This is a genomic window from Mucilaginibacter sp. (assembly GCF_039207105.1).
In the GTDB taxonomy this organism is placed as follows: Bacteria; Bacteroidota; Bacteroidia; order Sphingobacteriales; family Sphingobacteriaceae; genus Mucilaginibacter.
This window is the reverse complement of sequence record NZ_JBCECK010000053.1, coordinates 16,706-33,895: the sequence shown is the minus strand read 5'-3', so window position 1 is coordinate 33,895 and position 17,190 is coordinate 16,706. Positions and strand designations below refer to the sequence as shown.

Annotated in this window: 12 protein-coding genes; 4 read left to right on the top strand and 8 right to left on the bottom strand. The window is 38.7% G+C overall.

Features of this window, described 5'->3' with window-relative positions; translation table 11 throughout:
• The 8 genes from AAGC65_RS12775 to AAGC65_RS12740 all read right to left on the bottom strand — a co-directional run.
• A partial coding sequence (locus AAGC65_RS12775) for a RagB/SusD family nutrient uptake outer membrane protein (RefSeq protein WP_343112841.1) occupies window positions 1-1,208 on the bottom strand: 1,208 nt, incomplete at its 3' end.
• 24 nt (window positions 1,209-1,232) lie between these two features.
• Window positions 1,233-4,490 carry a TonB-dependent receptor gene (locus tag AAGC65_RS12770; protein ID WP_343112840.1) on the bottom strand — a complete coding sequence of 1,086 codons (3,258 nt, stop codon included), beginning with the start codon at window positions 4,488-4,490 and terminating at the stop codon, window positions 1,233-1,235.
• Window positions 4,491-4,636: 146 nt separating this feature from the next.
• A complete protein-coding gene (locus tag AAGC65_RS12765; RefSeq protein ID WP_343112839.1) occupies window positions 4,637-5,641 on the bottom strand; it encodes a FecR domain-containing protein in 1,005 nt (334 codons plus the stop codon).
• Between the two features lie 72 nt (window positions 5,642-5,713).
• Window positions 5,714-6,301 carry an RNA polymerase sigma-70 factor gene (locus AAGC65_RS12760; protein WP_343112838.1) on the bottom strand — a complete coding sequence of 196 codons (588 nt, stop codon included), beginning with the start codon at window positions 6,299-6,301 and terminating at the stop codon, window positions 5,714-5,716.
• Between the two features lie 201 nt (window positions 6,302-6,502).
• Entirely contained in the window at window positions 6,503-6,691 is a 189-nt protein-coding gene (locus tag AAGC65_RS12755) for a hypothetical protein (RefSeq protein ID WP_343112837.1), read from the bottom strand.
• Entirely contained in the window at window positions 6,688-7,842 is a 1,155-nt protein-coding gene (locus AAGC65_RS12750) for a PepSY-associated TM helix domain-containing protein (RefSeq protein ID WP_343112836.1), read from the bottom strand. The genes AAGC65_RS12755 and AAGC65_RS12750 overlap by 4 nt, the downstream gene beginning before the upstream one ends.
• Window positions 7,842-10,154 (bottom strand): TonB-dependent receptor, encoded by a 2,313-nt coding sequence (locus tag AAGC65_RS12745; RefSeq protein ID WP_343112835.1) that lies wholly within the window; start codon window positions 10,152-10,154, stop codon window positions 7,842-7,844. Before AAGC65_RS12745 ends, AAGC65_RS12750 begins: the two co-directional genes overlap by 1 nt.
• 315 nt (window positions 10,155-10,469) lie before the next feature.
• Window positions 10,470-12,911: a hypothetical protein gene (locus AAGC65_RS12740; protein WP_343112834.1), complete on the bottom strand. Its 2,442-nt coding sequence runs from the start codon at window positions 12,909-12,911 to the stop codon at window positions 10,470-10,472.
• Between the two features lie 397 nt (window positions 12,912-13,308).
• Between AAGC65_RS12740 and AAGC65_RS12735 the strand changes: the two genes are divergently transcribed.
• The 4 genes from AAGC65_RS12735 (at window position 13,309) to AAGC65_RS12720 (ending at window position 17,185) form a co-directional block, all read left to right on the top strand.
• Window positions 13,309-14,166, top strand: a complete 858-nt coding sequence (locus AAGC65_RS12735) for a lipase family protein (protein ID WP_343112833.1) — start codon at window positions 13,309-13,311, stop codon at window positions 14,164-14,166.
• A gap of 469 nt (window positions 14,167-14,635) precedes the next feature.
• Complete coding sequence (locus AAGC65_RS12730) at window positions 14,636-15,220, top strand: hypothetical protein (protein WP_343112832.1); 585 nt, start codon at window positions 14,636-14,638, stop codon at window positions 15,218-15,220.
• Window positions 15,221-15,224: 4 nt separating this feature from the next.
• Window positions 15,225-16,424, top strand: a complete 1,200-nt coding sequence (locus tag AAGC65_RS12725; protein ID WP_343112831.1) for a hypothetical protein — start codon at window positions 15,225-15,227, stop codon at window positions 16,422-16,424.
• Complete coding sequence (locus AAGC65_RS12720) at window positions 16,421-17,185, top strand: hypothetical protein (RefSeq protein ID WP_343112830.1); 765 nt, start codon at window positions 16,421-16,423, stop codon at window positions 17,183-17,185. Before AAGC65_RS12725 ends, AAGC65_RS12720 begins: the two co-directional genes overlap by 4 nt.
• The last annotated feature ends 5 nt before the right edge of the window (window positions 17,186-17,190 follow it).

Here is a 17,190-nt window from a genome sequence, read left to right as displayed (position 1 = left end):
GCTGTAAGATAGGTTTCTGACAGACGGTAAATAAAGAAGTCGCGGAAACCGGCCAGATCCTGAACACTTGCCCTGGTAGGATCATCGTGCTTTTTGATGGCCCAATGCATATTATCTGTATTAGGCGCAATTTTAGAGGTTACTCCCGGGCTTATCTGCCATTCAACCGTATCGCCCATGGCTTTACCTTTTGGCAATGTTGCAGGGTTATTATAAAACCATACATACCTGAAAGTAGCTTCGAAGCGGCTATCGTTCGGATTAAACAAATTCCGGAAAAACTCGGTCGGCCTGAAACGGGTATATGGGCGACCACCCTGGTTTAAATCGCGCTGTAAACCCGGGAACTGATCATATGCCGGGGTAAAAAACGCGTGCCCCTGGTTACCATCACCATTTTGGAGCAGATCTTTGGTATACTGAGCTGCAAAAATGATCTCGGCATTTTGCTGGTTATCATACCTGAAAATATCAGCATAAGAATCAAGCAATTTATAAGGGCCCGATTCAATAATGGTTTTAGCAGCATCGGCAGCCTTCTGATAATCCTTTTGCATGAGCATAATAATGGCTAATTGTTGTAAGGCTGCTCCTTTGGTTACTTTACCATAAGCATCGGCCGTCCAACCCAGGTTATCAACCGCGTATTGCGTATCCTCGCGCATCAACTTCCAAATCTCTTCTTTAGATGTACTTGTTGCTGTGGTATTTACGCCTTTGGTTTCTGTGGTAGCTAAAACCACATTACCAAACTGTACGGTAAGCCAGTAGTAAAAGTGTGCTCTCAGAAAACGGGTCTCGGCTTTATATTGTGTTTTCAAGTTATCTGGCAGACCTGCTTTATCGGCATAAGCTAATATAGTATTAGCTGCATTAATACCCTGGTAACAATCATACCACAATTGAGCAAAATAACCTACGGAAGAGTTAGTTTGGCTATCATAGGCCTCTAAAAATTTATAGCCACCATCTTTTCCGTGCTGAAAAATATCGGTACCCATAGTTGTTAAGGTAAAACCTACCTGCGAACCATAGAGGGCTCTTAACTTGGAATAAACACCATATAACCCATCCCGTATTCCTGACGGGGTTGTAAATAATGTTTCTGGCGTAGCCTGGGAAACCGGTATCTCTTCCAGTTTACAGGAAGAGCCTAATGCGATACCGCCGACACATAAGGCAATAAAAAGCTTTTTTATAATTTTCATTTTAAATTAGTTCAGGTTAATACTTTAAAAAGAGGCATTGAGCCCAACAGCATACATTTTTGTTGAAGGATACAAAGCGCGTTGCCCCGTTGATTCAAATTCAGGATCGTAACCTTTATAATCAGTTATAGTAAATGGATTCTCGGCCGATACCGTAAGGCTCAGGGCGCTCATCTGTAACTTTTTGATCCAGGCTAAAGGGAAATGATAAGTAAAGTTGATATTCTTGACCCTTACAAAACTCACATCTTTGTATGCCAATGTTGAACCCAGAAAAACGCCTTCCTGGTTTTTATCAGGTCGAGGGTTATCATTAGTAGGGTTTTCCGGAGTCCAGTAATTTACGTTAAGGTTATTATACCTGCCGGCAAGCCTGTTATTATTATCGTACCATTGTGAATAGGTGAGATAGTTTTGCCTGGTATTTAATACTACCGATAAATCGAACCCACGGTATGAAAACGTATTGGTTAAACCACCTATCCATGCGGGAGTATACGAACCCAATATCTGGCGGTCGTTAGCATCATATTTCCCGTCGTGGTTGGTATCTTCAATTTTGATACCTCCTACTGCAAAACCGTTTGCTTTGGCTTCGGCGGCTTCTGATGTTTGCCAGATACCTATTTTTTTGTAATCGTAAAACACTTTGATCGGGTGGCCTATAAACCAGCCGTTACCAACCACATCTTTTCCATCACCCATCAATTCGGTAATCTTGTTATTATTTTTAGAAAAGTTGATGTCTGTTCTCCAACGGAAACCATTATGAGATGAGGCAATGTTTACCGACGATAAGGAAACCTCAATACCATCGTTTTTTGTAGAACCTATATTTTCCAATACATCAACAAAACCGGTACTGGTTGGTATACTACGATTGAGCAATATATCATGTGTTTTGGATTGATAGTATTCTACCGTTCCTGTAAGGCGGTCGTTCCAAAAACCAAAGTCAACAGCGGCATTGATCTGGTTGGTAGTTTCCCACTTTAAATTAGGGTTAGATATGGTACCCGGTAAAAATCCCGGCGCTCCGGTATCTCCAAAAGTGTAAGTCGTTTTTTGTAATACCCCAAATGTTTTATACGGCTGAATACCCGTATTACCTGTGCTACCGTAACTGGTACGGAGTTTAAGTGTAGAAACCAGTTTGCTGCTTTTTAAAAAGTCTTCGTCCGACATTTTCCAGGCTAACGCCGCTGAAGGAAAAAAGCCCCATTTGTGACCTTCTGCAAAACGGGAAGATCCATCAGCACGGCCAGTAATGGTAAGGAGATACCTATCTTTATACTGATAGTTGATACGGCCCATGTAAGATAGCAAGCTCCATTTTTGGTAATCGCTGCCTACACCTGTTACCGAACCCGCGGTTGCCAAATTGTGATAGGTTTGCGATTCGTACGGTAATTTGCTTACATTGGTAAATGACGAATTGGTAACCTGGTTCTGGTAACTTTGAACAGCCGTTGCTGTAATGTGATGATCTGTACCAAACCGTTTATCGTAATTCAATATATTTTCTACAGTGATTGAAAATATATTGGTTTCATTTACGCCTGCTGTTGATGAACCACCCTGGTTAGCTGTGGTAAGGCTGCCATTAAATGTTCCGCCGTTGGCGAATTCAGCATCGGGGCCAACATTTAAATGATAACTTAATGATGGCGATATCTTGTATTCGCCATAAATACTGGCAAAAACCCGGGTTTGGTAACGTTCATCAAGCGATCCATTGATATCATATAAAGGATTGACACGCTGTCCTTCATCGTTATTGGGCCTGAAAAGCAAATTACCCTGATCATCATAAGGCACACCAAGCGGATTTAACCTTAAGGCATTATCAAACACATCGCCGCTGGGCACGTGCTGAATTGAACGGCTGGCAAATGATGATATACCGGCTTTGAACTTATCATTAATATGATGGTCAACATTTATACGGAACGATCCACGGGTATAATCAGATTTATCAACGATACCATTTTCTTTAAAATAATTGGTTGACAGTGCAAACTGAGTTTTCTCACCTCCCCCATTTACTGACAGCTGATGATTTTGTTTATTACCGTTTCCGTAAATCACATCCTGCCAATCGGTACTGCGACCTTTGGCTATCGATTCAAGTGCTATGTTATCAAAAATATCCTTGTCTTGCGGATATGCCCCTTTCGGATCATCAGTACGGTTAGCCTCCCTGCGCAGTTGAGCAAACTGAGCTCCATTCATCAGATCAAGCCTGTTGATGGTTGATGTTACACCATAATAGGAATCATAGCTAATATTGGTTTTGCCGGTTGAACCCCGTTTGGTAGTAATTAACAATACACCATTTGATGCCCTTGAACCATATATGGCTGTTGCGGACGCATCTTTTAAAACTTCAATTGATTGAATATCCGACGGGTTTATATCATTAATAAAACCATCTATTGCAGGAATACCATCAAGCACCACCAGGGGCGGGTTATTTACATTAATGGAGTTTTGCCCCCTGATCTGGATATTAATAGCCGCGCCGGGCTCATTCCCTCCGTTAAAAACATCTACACCCGCCGCTTTACCTTTAATGGCCTGGAAAGGGTTGGTAGCAGGTATTTGTTTAATATCATCGGCGGTAATAGATACTACTGAACCGGTTACATCGCGTTTTTTCTGTACACCGTATCCTACTACTACCACCTCTGATAATGCAGACTGTTTGCCAGCCAGTGTAATAACCAAATGATCCTGAGTAATGGTTACCGATTGGTTTTTGTAACCTATGTACGATACCATGAGTTCATCTCCATAACCGGCGTTCAATGAAAACCTTCCGCTTACGTCAGTAAGAACGCCTGTTTGATTACTTTTTAAGTGTACCGAGGCTCCTATAATGGTTTCGTGTGTTGCCGAATCAATAACCTCGCCGGTAACCAGATGAGACGGACCAATATTTATCTGGCTCCTATTAACAGCAATTTGCTTATTAATAATTTTAAATGATAAATGATGTTTCTCACCTAGTTTTGACAGCACCTGCGCCAATGATTGCTTTACAAAATTCAAACCTGTGGGCTCGTTTGCATCCACCTCTTTTGATGAATACACAAATTGATAACCGGTAGCTGTTTCCAGCTTTTTAAAACATTCAGCAAGGCTTATTTTTTGTGCCTGTATATTAATAATAACAGTACTTGCCGGGCCATTTTGCTTTTGCTGGCCAAACAGGTTGCTGCTTAAAAATAAAGACAATAGAATAACAAATACAAAATCCTTGTTTTGTATAATAATTTTCATAATTTTTGTTTGGATTAATTTGACAATTAATTAAAGTTTCCCGGAGCTTGAGACCTCTTGAAAACTATTCGGAGGTACCTATCAGCAGGTGCCTCTGTTTTTTATTTAGCTTTTTTATTCCACCATCTATGAGCTTTTGTTTAGTGTTAACATCCTGAACCATTAATAACAATTAGCTGTCTGCCCTTTTGATCAGTACTGATCTTATAATTAAACCTGAGGGCAAACTTTAGTACCTCAAGTACTTCGGTAACCGACTCGGTAGTGAAAGCACCGTTTACTCTGCAATTTTTAAATACCTTTTCATTGTAACTTACGGCTATACCATACTTACGCGCTATACTGTTAAATACCTCGGGCAAAGGCTCATCCTTAAAGCGCAGTTCACGGGCCCGCCAACTGGTAACCATCTCTGGATTAAAATTATTGATCGAAATTCTATTAGTTGTTTTATATGCTGTTAGCATTTGCATGGGCAGCAAAACCTGGTCATGAAGCGTATTGAATTTATTAGAGATGAGCACCCTTCCTTTGATGAGTGATATGGTAATATGATCTTCATTGGAAAATGCTTTAATATTAAACACAGTACCAACGGCCTTAGTTGAGTAGTTGCCCGAGTGAACAATAAAGGGGTGTGTTTTATCAGACTTTACTTTAAAAAGCGCCTCACCGGTTAAATAAACTTCCCGGGTTTGTTGATCAAACTTTTCCGGGAATTGTAGTGTACTACCGGCATTTAAAGCAATATGGCTACCATCGGGCAGATCAAACTGTTTGATGGTGCCGGTTTGCGCGGTAATACTAACCAGGTCTTTTTTAGATGAGTAAAATATAAATAAGATGCTTAATGCCAAACCAGCCAGCACTGCTGCTATTGCATAATATTTTTTATAGGAACGGATTGTTTTTACGGGTATATTTTCGTGTTGTTTTGCTATACCGGTCCTCAGTAATGCGAGCCCCCTGTCCAGATCATAGATATGGTCATTATTCGCTTTTCCTTTTTGAATCCAGGTTTCGTTAATTTTCAGAAACAGCTCTAAAAAGTATTCTTGTTCTAAATACTCATTTAACTGATCTGTTTCCTGTAAGGTTGATTCGCCGCTGAGGTATTTGGTAGTTAACGTGTAAAAAAGATCTTTATCCATAATCAACACCATAGACAGCGATCCGGAAAAAAATCTACCAGTGAAGGCAATTAAGAAATAGCTATCTTTCTGTTAAGATAATGTAAGCACAATCAGTGCTAAAAAAAGCAGGTTGTTTTGCGGAGCGTTCTCTGCCAGCATTTTTATAGCCTCCACCATATGGTTTTGAACAGTATGAACAGATATACCTAATATATCGGCAATTTCTTTGTATTTGAAGCCTTCCATTTTATTCATGCGGAAAATGATCCGTTTTTTTTCGGGCAAGGCATCAATCAATAAGTTAACCTCGTTTAAAAGTTCATTGAACGCAAGTTGTTGCTCTGGCCCTAAGGTTTGATCGGGGATGGCTTCGGCATAACTCAGGTCGGTATGATCAACCCGCTTTTTCTTTAGGTAATTGAGCGAATGATTTCTGATGGCTTTATACAGATATGGGCGAGCCTTATCAGGAACATTTAAATTACGGCGGTTAAACCAAATAGCACAAAAGGTATCGGCAACTAACTCCTCGGCTATAGCATAGTCCTTAACAAAGTTATTTGAAAATGTACACAGCTGCTGAAAATAACGACTAAACAGGTCTTCCAAACACTGGTCATCATTATAAACACAGATCTGCTCAAGCAAATATTCATCACTCACATTGTTTTTATGCATATGACGATCCCGGAGAGTTATATTTTGATGTCGTCAAAGGTAATTTAAGCACGTAATCCTATTGTTAATTTATAATTAACAGTAGGATCAGCATGTAACAAAAGGAATAGGTTTCTTAATAAGAAGAAACCTGCAATACATTATCTGATTCAAAAAACAGATCAATATATTACAGGTCCAATCAATTTTTACCAGGCAGCTTTAACCTTTTTGAAAGGCTTTCCATATCCTGGTTTTTACCATGACAACTATTAACGGAATAACCATAGCTCCCCACGCCAGTACCCACCAGACGCCGGTTCCGAGCAGTGCCGATAATAAGCCGAATAGGGTAATTAAACCCAATAAAACCGGGATTCCCCAAATTTTTCTTGATGGCTGAACTTTCATATATTTTCTTCTGATGATAAGCGTAAAAAATAATCTGCATAAAATTTGCGTCGCACCACCCAGAGGTATACCCCACTGATCAATACAATAATGGCCAGGATATCAAAAAGTGCCCAGATTACCTTTAAAGGCATGCCGCCATAATCGCCAAAATGCAGCGGACGCGAAACTTCTAATCCTTTCAGATATACCGGCATATTTACTACCGCGTCCAGCTTTCCGGTATTGGCATCAACCAGCACCGGGGTGAATAATCTTGAGGTTAACGCTTTATCTCCTTTGGTGTATATCAAAAAATGATATGGGGTACCAAACACATTACCAGGATAGATCACGCTGGTAATGGTCATTCCCGGAACAGCTTTTTGAGCGGTGTTATAAGCCTCCTGTATAGAACTCAATTGCTGCGACTTTGGCAAAGGCCTGTCCTTATACTGATCGAGCATTTTTTTCACATCTGTAATTTGCCATAAACCAAAAAGCGGGGTTGATAGCTCATTGATCACACCAGTAATTCCCACTACCAGTAGCCAGGCAGCCGTTGCTATACCTATTAAATTATGCAGATCAAGCCACTTTAACCTGGTTGACCGCCCTGTACGCACAGTACCAAAATCCAGTTTTTTCATAAATGGACCATACAGCACGATACCCGAGATTATGGAAAATACAAAAAGTAATCCCATTAAACACAAAAATAATTCGCCTGCCAAACCTGCAAACATATCGGTATGTAAGGACAGCATCAGACCCAAAAAGGTTTGCGGTTGCTCCGCTTCAGATGGTTCATCTTTTAACAGTTTACCTGTGCGGGCATCAAACTGCATTTCATGCCGTGTGTTCGGGTTGCCTTTCAGGCTGGGCATCATGTTTACTACAACCTGTGGCTCCTCGTCATCAATAAAAAGAAAACTCAGGGCTTCTTTAGGGTAGCGTTGCTGTGCTACCTTCACCATATCATCCAGATTGGCCCTTGGCGTATCTTTTGGCAATACTTCATAAGGTGCATCCTTGCTCAGCAGGTGGTCAATTTCCTCTTCAAATATCAGCGGCAGCCCTGTTAAGCAAAGCAGCAACAGAAATAAGGTACAGATGAGGCTCGTCCACCGGTGAACCCAAAACCATCTTTTGATATTTTTTAAAGTGCTCATTATTTAATTTTAAAAGCTACAGTTGCGCTAAACCTGCGCGGCATCATCTGGCTCACATAGCTGCCCCAGTAAACTTCATTTGTTAAGTTATCCATTTTTAGGCTGATTCGGTAAACCGGCTGATCATAGCTGATAACCGCGTTCAGCACTTTGTATGATGGCATATAAAATTCACCTTGTGATCTTGATTGCTGAATATAAGCCTTACCATTATAATTACCGCCAATACCTAAGCCCAATCCCTTTAAAGATGTGTTGAAAAAATGGTAGCTCAACCAAAGGTTTGCGGTTTGTGCAGGCCCTGTCCATTGATGTAAGCCATCGGCATCAGGATCGGTGTTGATGGTGTAAATATCATTGTAAGCATAACCCGCAATCAGGTTAAAGCCGGTGAATGGATTAGCAATCACTTCGGCCTCAAAACCTTTACTAAGCTGCCCGCCATCCTGTACCTGGAAACCAGCTTGCCCAGCTGCAAAGCTGTTATGAATTACATTATCTACTTTAATGTGGTAATAGCTCAAAGTACTGTTCAGTTTACCGTTAAACAGATCAAGCTTTACACCTCCCTCCCATTGGTTGGCCTGGCTTGGTTTAAATGAGGTAAAAGTGCCATCGGGCTGACGGGTTGGCCCATTGTTACTGAAGCCATTCATGTAATTACCGAATAAAGAAACCTGGTTAGGGATAATTTGATAAACCAAACCTAATTTAGGTGATAATGCTGTTTGATTGAATTTACCGGTTGTTGTATCCTGATTAATATCGTAAGTACCGCCATTTACAAAATGGTCAACCCGCAGGCTGGCCATTACATTCAGGTTATCGGTAATATTTAATACATCTGATGCATAAACACTGTAAGTGCTTTGGCGGCTGCGGCTTTTACTATATGACTTGTTAGTCAACGCCGAATCAAGAGCCGGACGTGTCAACTCATTATATTTGGGGTCACGTCCCTGAATGCGTACCTCATCAAAACCATAAACCATAGCCGATGTACCATTAGTGGTATTGGTAAAATAATCTAACCCGATCACTACACGGTTACGCATATTACCAATTTTGAAATCGCCGTTGAAGTTTTGCTGCACTTCAGTATAGTTATAATTGTAGTGCTGATAACCTGGGTTGCGCGAAACCACACTATCGCCAACAATGTTGTTATAACTCCAATAACCTTCTACTTCTGAGTTAGTATGCGAAAAAGCAGTGGTTGATTTCCAGTTATCAGATAGTTTATAATTTACTTGTCCATAAACACTTACCGAGGGAGCAGTTTCATACAGATCATTATTGCTGTATGATTTTAGCCAGTTAATACCCAGATCTCGTGGGTTGGTTTTGGTAAATGAAGCTTCAGGGAACAAACGGTTAAAATCATTTGATTTTTGATTATAGATCTCCGCATCTAATGAAAGGGATAAGCGGTCGTTTACCTTGTATAATAAGGATGGCGCTATAAATAAGCGCCTGGTAAAGCCAGCATCCTGATAGCTGCCCTCATCATCATAGGCCACATTGGTACGCAGATATAAACCTTTTTCTTTATTAAGCGGGGTATTAAAATCGGCAGTTACGCGACTCAGGCCAAAACCACCTACGGTATAACCAACCTCGCCCTGAAAGGTATCAAGAGGCTGTTTGGTAACCCGGTTCAGCAAACCACCAAAGGAAGTAAGGCTGCTGCCAAACAGTGTAGCCGATGGCCCTTTCAACACTTCAATACGCTCAATATTAGCAACCTCTATACTGTTTTGTTTAGAATCCTGCAACCCGTTACGCAGATAGCTACTGGTAAAAAAGCCACGAAGATTAAACGAATTAGAGCCGTTCACTAAGGCTTGGCTTACGCCGGTTACGTTTTTTAACACATCGTTATAACTTACAATAACCTGATCCTGCAAAAGCTCTTTAGGCACCACATTATAAACCTGCGGGTTCTCCAAATTTTTGAGCGGCATTCTGGCCACGCCCTCCGTTTCCTTTTTGGCAAACTTGTTATAGCCAGCAGAAATGCTAACCTCCTTTAGGGTCTGGTTATCTTCTGTAATGGTAAAATCAATTACCAATGTTTCGCCGGACTTAACTTCGGCTTGTTTACTTGTAGTAACATAGCCTACAAGCTTGGCTGTAATAGTGTAGGTACCAGGCAATATTTTATTGATACGATAGGTGCCGCGCTCATTAACATTTGCACCCTTATTAGTTCCGTTTAATACAATATTTACCATTGCGGCCGGTTGGCCATCTGTAGTTTTAACGGTCCCCTGGATAGATCCGGTAGTAGACTGAGCCCAGCTGCGCTGCATACATAACAACAGAATAAGTGTGCAAGACAATTTAAGTATGTTTTTTGTGAGATGTAGGGTAAAGGGTTTACTGCATAATAGCAAAGATTTCATAGTTTTGTTGAATGATTAATAAATTGAAGGATTTGTTAACATGGCCCGGTAGGATGTTTGGCGACGGATAACCGGGCTTTTTTATATCAAATTTTTAGGGAGGAGTTGATTTCACTGTTTAAGGACATTTGATGTGCGGCAAAGTAAGTATTTATTTAGATTAAATCCAAATAATGAAATTGAATAAACACCTATACTTAACCAAACAAATGGATAAGGTAATTATTTACTTGAAACTGGATTCTTCTGAATGACTTTAAATTCTATCTTTCCAAAAACAGGAGTAAGGCCATTTATGGTAAGTCCCTGAACCACTATATTAAAAGCTCCTTTGATATCTGAGGTATAAAACTCGATCCTGCTTTTCCCGTTAGGCCCGGTATTAAAGTTAGGATCCCAGAATAGAGTAGATTGTAACTCCGGGGTTGAAACCGGTTCTTTTTCGTAGTCAGGTAAATAAAAGTTTTGAGGCAGATCGATATTTTTAACCTTATAGGTATTACTTTTCTCATTATTTGAACTGCATCCATGATATCTCACCGGACGTCCGTCTAATACATATATCTGTCCCTCAACTGGAGGCGAACCTCCGGTTGTATGATTTTTACAGTTTAGGATATTGTAAAAACAAACATAATCTGTGCAATTGAGCGAGTGATACTCCGTTGCGTTAAAGTCTCCGGGGACTGTAGATGTGTTTTTTGCACCCTTAATAACAACCTCTTTAAGTATCTTTCCTGACATTATAGACGCGATTTGATCAGCTCGTTTAAGCGGGCTGTAAAATAACTGGCTTTCCGGTAAACTGATCATCGTTATCCTGGCATCAAAATCGGCTGGATAGTTTTTGATTTGCAGGTCATACCTGTTGTTGAAATCTTTGTCAACGATAAGGTATTTAGTATCTCCTCTTTGAGTTACCAGATCTTTTGCCGGTATTGAAAACGAACCGTTCTCATTAACCGCCACTTCTGTTAAACCATTTTTACTATACAGATACAATGTTTTGAGAGCTATCTTTTTTTTCTTTTTGCTAACCACATAACCAAAAACACCGGCAGCATTAGAAAACGTATTTATTTTACCCTTAGGCTGATAATTCATTATATCCGCCCAACTGCCCGATCTGATATTTTCCCTGATCAACTCGTTATTAATATCATTTACATCACTTACTACGGAAGTGTAATTTTGCAAAGCGTACAGATCTGTTTGGGTAATACGCTTTTCGGCCAGTGGATCAAGTGTTTGATTAGCAACTACAGCTACAGAAAAATTTGCGGCAACCGGACTACCGTTGCCATCAGTTACTGCAATATCAGCCCGCACTTTTCCCCGTGATTTATAACTGGTTTTATCAAAACGAAGAGAAACGTGATATTTTTCGGCGGTAGGGATATATACCAGGCGCTCGGCTAAAAGCTTGTTATTTTCATCAAATAGGCCCAGATCAATTACATGATTTACGGAATCGTTTTGAGGTAAAACAACACGAACCGAATCGCCGCTTTTTATGGTCAATGATCTATTAAACTTTAATGCTGATATCGTTCGACCCATCAAAACAACATTTCGAGGCATGTTTTGATTTTTCACCACCATAAAAGGATGATCTGGTGATCCGGCTAATTGAATAACATATCCGGCCGGTTCAATCTTTACCGGAAACGCAATTGTTTTGGAATATCCATGACCTTGAAGTAACAGGCTATATTTTTCGTTAATATTGGGTGTAAAGTTTACTATTGCATAGCCTCTGCCATCAGTAGCAACTGAGATTATTTGTTTTTCACCACTTTTCAATATCAGTCGTACAATAGCGGGCTGTCCACCGGCATCGGTAACAGCTATAAAAACTTTATTTGATGTGCCATTTATCAGATGCCCCCCTTCCGGATAACAAGCAGCTGAAACAGTTACCGGATTTTTTGGCAACCGTATATGCAATTTTTTTGTTTGTTGCTTATCTGTAACATCGCACTCTAAAAAAAGGTTGTCACTCGCTGCAAGTTCAGGATAGTTGAAATTAAATACTGCTATACCGGTAGCACCAGTTAAAAACTTCCCTTCAGCAATTATTTTTTTATCTGCCCTATAAATTTTATAAATGCCTTTAGCCTTTGAAACTTCATGATCATTTGAAGTTACCTTAACCATAATTTCGGGTCTTTTACCTGCCGAAAAAACAGTACTATCAGCAATCAATGCTTCTGTTTCTAAATCAGATGATTGGTCTTTTACCACCTGTACTTGCTGCACAAATACATTTTCGGGATTAAAACTGATCATTTTGTCGGTATAGGCAATAAGCTTGTAATGTCCCGGAGCTGTTGTGATCGGGATAAGCATATCACCATGAGAGCGGATATCGTAAACGGGAAATTCTTGCTGCAGCACAATCTGCTTTTGCTCATTCAATAAACGCACATAAAGCACCTCATTTTGTAAAGGTTCACCATTTAAAATGTAGGCCTTGAACCAAATACTCTCGTTGGGTATGTAAATGGACTTATCGATATGTAAAAAAAGAGTTGGCCCAATTTTTTCATGATAATACCCGTAAACCCGGGCATCAAAATCCTCAGCTATACTTTTAAATCGGGTAGCCGACCATGCCACGGCCAATAATATCAGCGCCCATAAAAGCATTTTTTTCCTTTTCACTACAATTACTTTGTTTCAGATCAGGTGGTCATGTGTAACTGGTATGCAGTTAATTAAATAGCTAAACAAATTTAATAATCGGTTACCAAATATTATTTGCAATATACTCACGATGTGTTCAATATTATGAAGCCATAATCTATTGCGTACAATTCCTGATAGTACGTGAAAGTACCCTACAGCACGATTAGGTATTTCTACTGTGGTAAAAAGTGCCGAAGCTCCCGTACTTTATGTTGTGCAACGAAGTTTCAGAAAGCACAAAAACTTAATTATAACATCAATTCAAAAAGCCAGAAAATGGGGCAGTCCGGTGCCTACGGTTCAGATAAAACATAAATTTTTAAACTAAATACATTTTTATAGACCAAAACTCCATTCACTTAAACATCTAATCATGAAAGATCAAGAATTAGGCACTCTGTTGCCGCCAAACGCACTCCACTATGGGTATTTTGTAAAAGCCGCAATCGAAGTTCATAAAGCATTAAAAAATGTACTAAGCCCTACTCAAAGTCAATATCCTGAATTTCCAGCCGGCTACACATTAATTGCAAACATCCACATGACTGATTTTTTTGACAAAATCAAGTTGCCGGTTTATTTCGGATTTATCGCTGTTGAAGATGCAAACCCTTCAAACATTGTTATTGCTATCCGTGGAACTCAAAGCCCGATGGAATGGTGGGACGATTTTCAAATCGCCCCTACTCCTTACCCATTTGCACAAAATGCAGGCAAAGTGGTTACCGGCTTTCTAAAACTATATGAGAGCCTAAAGGTTTCGGCCCCGGGGCATATTGGTAATCCTATTTCCCTGAAGGAAACCGCAGCCTCAGGTTTAAAAGAATTTGGACTAAGCGATTATAAGCAAGTAGTCCTGATCGGCCATAGCCTTGGATCAAGTTTAGTAACTTTATATGGCCTTGATATAGCGGACATAGGCGACAAAAAGGTATCTATTTATACCTTAGCCTCACCATGCACCGGCGATCATGACTTTGTTAAATATTATCATAGTGTTGTATCCAGAAGCTTCCGCATTTTTAACGAACCTGATATCGTTCCTAAATCGCTGTTGTTATTGGGTTACAGCCATGTGCCATTTGGGTTTGAGGTAAACTCACTATTAGATCCGGAGGTACCACAATCAATAGGAGCTTATCATTCAATTAATACTTATTTATACCTATTAGGTGCTCCTGAAGACATTTTAAACTCCAATACGGTAGCGGCTGCTGAAGCATTATCCTAAACCTTTTCATAGTTTCATCTGCCTTGAAAAGCAAAAAGCCTGTAAATCATATGATTTACAGGCTTTTAATCTTTATTGGTATCGCTTTTTGTCGCCCTGCCTGTACAAATTTCGAACCTTTTTCTGCATGATTTAAGATTGTTGGCCAATTTGACACTTTAATAATACTATTAAAATCAATTAAGAATTTTCAAACTTTCTTAATTGCAAGAATACAAACTCTAATATTTTGATCTTAAAGGTTTGTATCCTTTAAGAAAATTTTCTATGATTTTTCACTTCGAACCAAAAGTATTCCTCAGGAAAATCTTTCCTCTATATTGAGTAAATTTGAATTAATAGATGTTGATATTTTTCAACATCTATTGATTTTATTAACAATACACTGACTATCAATACCAAATAAAATTATAACTGTTAATTTTATCTCACAAATATACTAATGTATTAATTTTAATAGGATAATGCCATGTTTGATAAAGAAATCGAAGCTATTGCAAAGTGTACTGAATTAGTTAAGGAACTTGATGACGAATCGAAAGTTAGGGTAATTAAGTATTTAATCGAACGGTTTGGAATAGGTAATTCATCAAATCAATCTTTTAATAATTCACCGACAAAAAACAGAGTTGCTTCACCTTCTTTACTCGATACAAATTCTGAAGCTTTTGAAGATGTAGTGGATTCTAATATTGAAGAAGAAAATGACTACCCGAGTTTAAAAGATTTAGTCATAAAAAACTACCCAAAAAATGAACCCGAGTGGGTCCTATGTTACTCTTTTTTTGCATCGAAGTTCGGTACCGAAATTTTTAAACGCGAGGACATTATTGAAAAATATAAAGAGAACAATCGTTTCTCCACAAGTACATCAGCTAATTTGGGTAACAATATTAATAGTTGTATTAAAAAAGATTGGTTGAAAACACAGAACAGCAATTTTATTATTAAGCCGGAAGGTATAGCTTATGCAAAGGAAATACTGAAAGGAAAATCTACTTCTAAAGAAGTGAAAGTGCTAAAGAAGAAGAAGGAACAACCACAATCAGAATAGACCTATGAATGATAGCTTAAAAAATCAAGGGGAAGACCTTGAACTATGTAAAACCTGTTCAACGCCCTTACCTAAATCCGGATATTTTTGTGGCAAATGCCTAACACAATTTAAATGTAAAACTTGCGAATCACTATTGGAAAAGGATTACGCAGGATGTGTAATGTGTGGCACTTCGAGACTTAGTAATAACTCCATGCCAATAAACAGCAAAGGTAGCAACAGTTTTCGACTACATGAAACAAAGGAAGCACGTACAATTGAGGCGTCGTTTAGCGATATCGTTGGTAAAGATATAGCATCAATATTAAGAGATGCCGCAATAAATGGCAGAGTTAACCCAATTTTGACAACATCTAATACAAATAATCTTGGCGCATCAGATTTGATTATCGAAGATACTGAGGCTCAAGTCGTTAATAATTCGAGAAATGAAAATATAAACTCTATACAAAAACCCTCAGAAAACAAAGAAATCAATTATCCAACTTTAAGGGCTATCGGCATGAAAAAACTCGCTGGATCAGAACCTGAATGGTTGATAGTTTATGCGTTTTACTCTTCTAATTTTGGAAAAGATAGCTTTACAAGACAACAAATTGTTGAGAAGTATGAAGAATCCGGTCGCAAGTCAGAATATGATAGTTCAACACTTTCCAAGAATCTCACTCGCACCGTTCAATCGGGATATCTCAATCCACTCACAGATGAGTTTTCAATATTAGATTTAGGTATTAAAAAAGCTATAGAAATTATTAACCGAACTACCAGCGCTGCCTCTCGTTCTAAAAGTAACAATAAAAAAATTTTACAAGAAGGTATAAAAGAAGCGCAGAAAACACCAAGCAAAAAGTCTCCAACTAAGCCTAAAGGATTAAAAAAACTAAACAACATAAATTTTGAGCCGGACGGAAAAGAAAGCTTAACTAATTTCTACGAGAAATATCAATTAAAAACTGACCAAGAAAGGAATCTTTTATTTGTCTATTATCTCAATCAGGTATTAGAAATAACCGAAGTAACTTTCGACCACATCTACACATGTTATGATATACTTGATTTGAAAGTGTCAGAAAACTTACCTCAAACAGTGAGAAATACTAGCAGTCGCACTGGCTGGATAGAAGTCAAAACGTCCACAATATCAATAACAATCAGAGGCAGTAATCAAATAAAGGAATGGAATAAACGATTGAATAAATGACGGATTTGGAGAAATTTGTAGATTCTGTCCCAGAATTTAAGTCGATTGCTGCGAGTGAAAAAATTCAATATTTTCTTTATTATCACACAATAGTTAAAAAGAATGAAGGGGCATTACCAGGAGATATTAGCAATTACTTTGATGAACTAAAGCTAATCAAATACAGTAATATCGCTCAATATCTAAAGTTAGGATCAAAAAAAGTCAAAGGTAAGTTACCGAAGTTTATTTGTCAGAAATCGCTTTATCATTTAGAGCGTTCGCTTAGAACAATGATTGATGAATCATTAAACATGCCTAAAGTCTTAATAGCGAGTAATGCTTTTTTTCCCCAAGAAGTTTTTAATAATACCAGAGGATATTTACAAAAATTGGCTAATCAGGCAGCACGATGTTACGATAATCATCTCTTTGATGCTTGTGCTGTTATGACTAGAAAATTACTTGAAGTATTAATAATCGAGGCTTTTGAGCGGTATGGAATCTCTGATAAAGTTAAGAATGACAAAGCAAACTTTTACTATTTAAGCGATTTAATTGATTTATTCGTAAAAGAATCAATTTGGAATATTGGTCGAAATGCAAGAAATGCATTACCGGGTCTAAAAAAATTGGGAGATCTAAGTGCACACAATCGAAGATACATGGCAACTGAAACGGATATTAATAAATCAAAAGATGATCTTCGGATCGTTTTAGAGGAACTGATTCATTTGATAGATTATCCAAATTGGCACCCAGGAAAAAAATCTATTGTTTAAATCTT

Excerpts from the sequence above, each read along its gene's own strand:
- AAGC65_RS12755 (WP_343112837.1), bottom strand. The coding sequence starts at position 6,691 with ATGAAAGTTCAGCCATCAAGAAAAATTTGGGGAATCCCGGTTTTATTG.
- AAGC65_RS12765 (WP_343112839.1), bottom strand. The coding sequence starts at position 5,641 with ATGGATAAAGATCTTTTTTACACGTTAACTACCAAATACCTCAGCGGC.
- AAGC65_RS12720 (WP_343112830.1), top strand. The coding sequence starts at position 16,421 with ATGACGGATTTGGAGAAATTTGTAGATTCTGTCCCAGAATTTAAGTCG.
- AAGC65_RS12725 (WP_343112831.1), top strand. The coding sequence starts at position 15,225 with ATGAATGATAGCTTAAAAAATCAAGGGGAAGACCTTGAACTATGTAAA.
- AAGC65_RS12760 (WP_343112838.1), bottom strand. The coding sequence starts at position 6,301 with ATGCATAAAAACAATGTGAGTGATGAATATTTGCTTGAGCAGATCTGT.
- AAGC65_RS12735 (WP_343112833.1), top strand. The coding sequence starts at position 13,309 with ATGAAAGATCAAGAATTAGGCACTCTGTTGCCGCCAAACGCACTCCAC.
- AAGC65_RS12750 (WP_343112836.1), bottom strand. The coding sequence starts at position 7,842 with ATGAGCACTTTAAAAAATATCAAAAGATGGTTTTGGGTTCACCGGTGG.
- AAGC65_RS12745 (WP_343112835.1), bottom strand. The coding sequence starts at position 10,154 with ATGCAGCGCAGCTGGGCTCAGTCTACTACCGGATCTATCCAGGGGACC.
- AAGC65_RS12770 (WP_343112840.1), bottom strand. The coding sequence starts at position 4,490 with ATGAAAATTATTATACAAAACAAGGATTTTGTATTTGTTATTCTATTG.
- AAGC65_RS12730 (WP_343112832.1), top strand. The coding sequence starts at position 14,636 with ATGTTTGATAAAGAAATCGAAGCTATTGCAAAGTGTACTGAATTAGTT.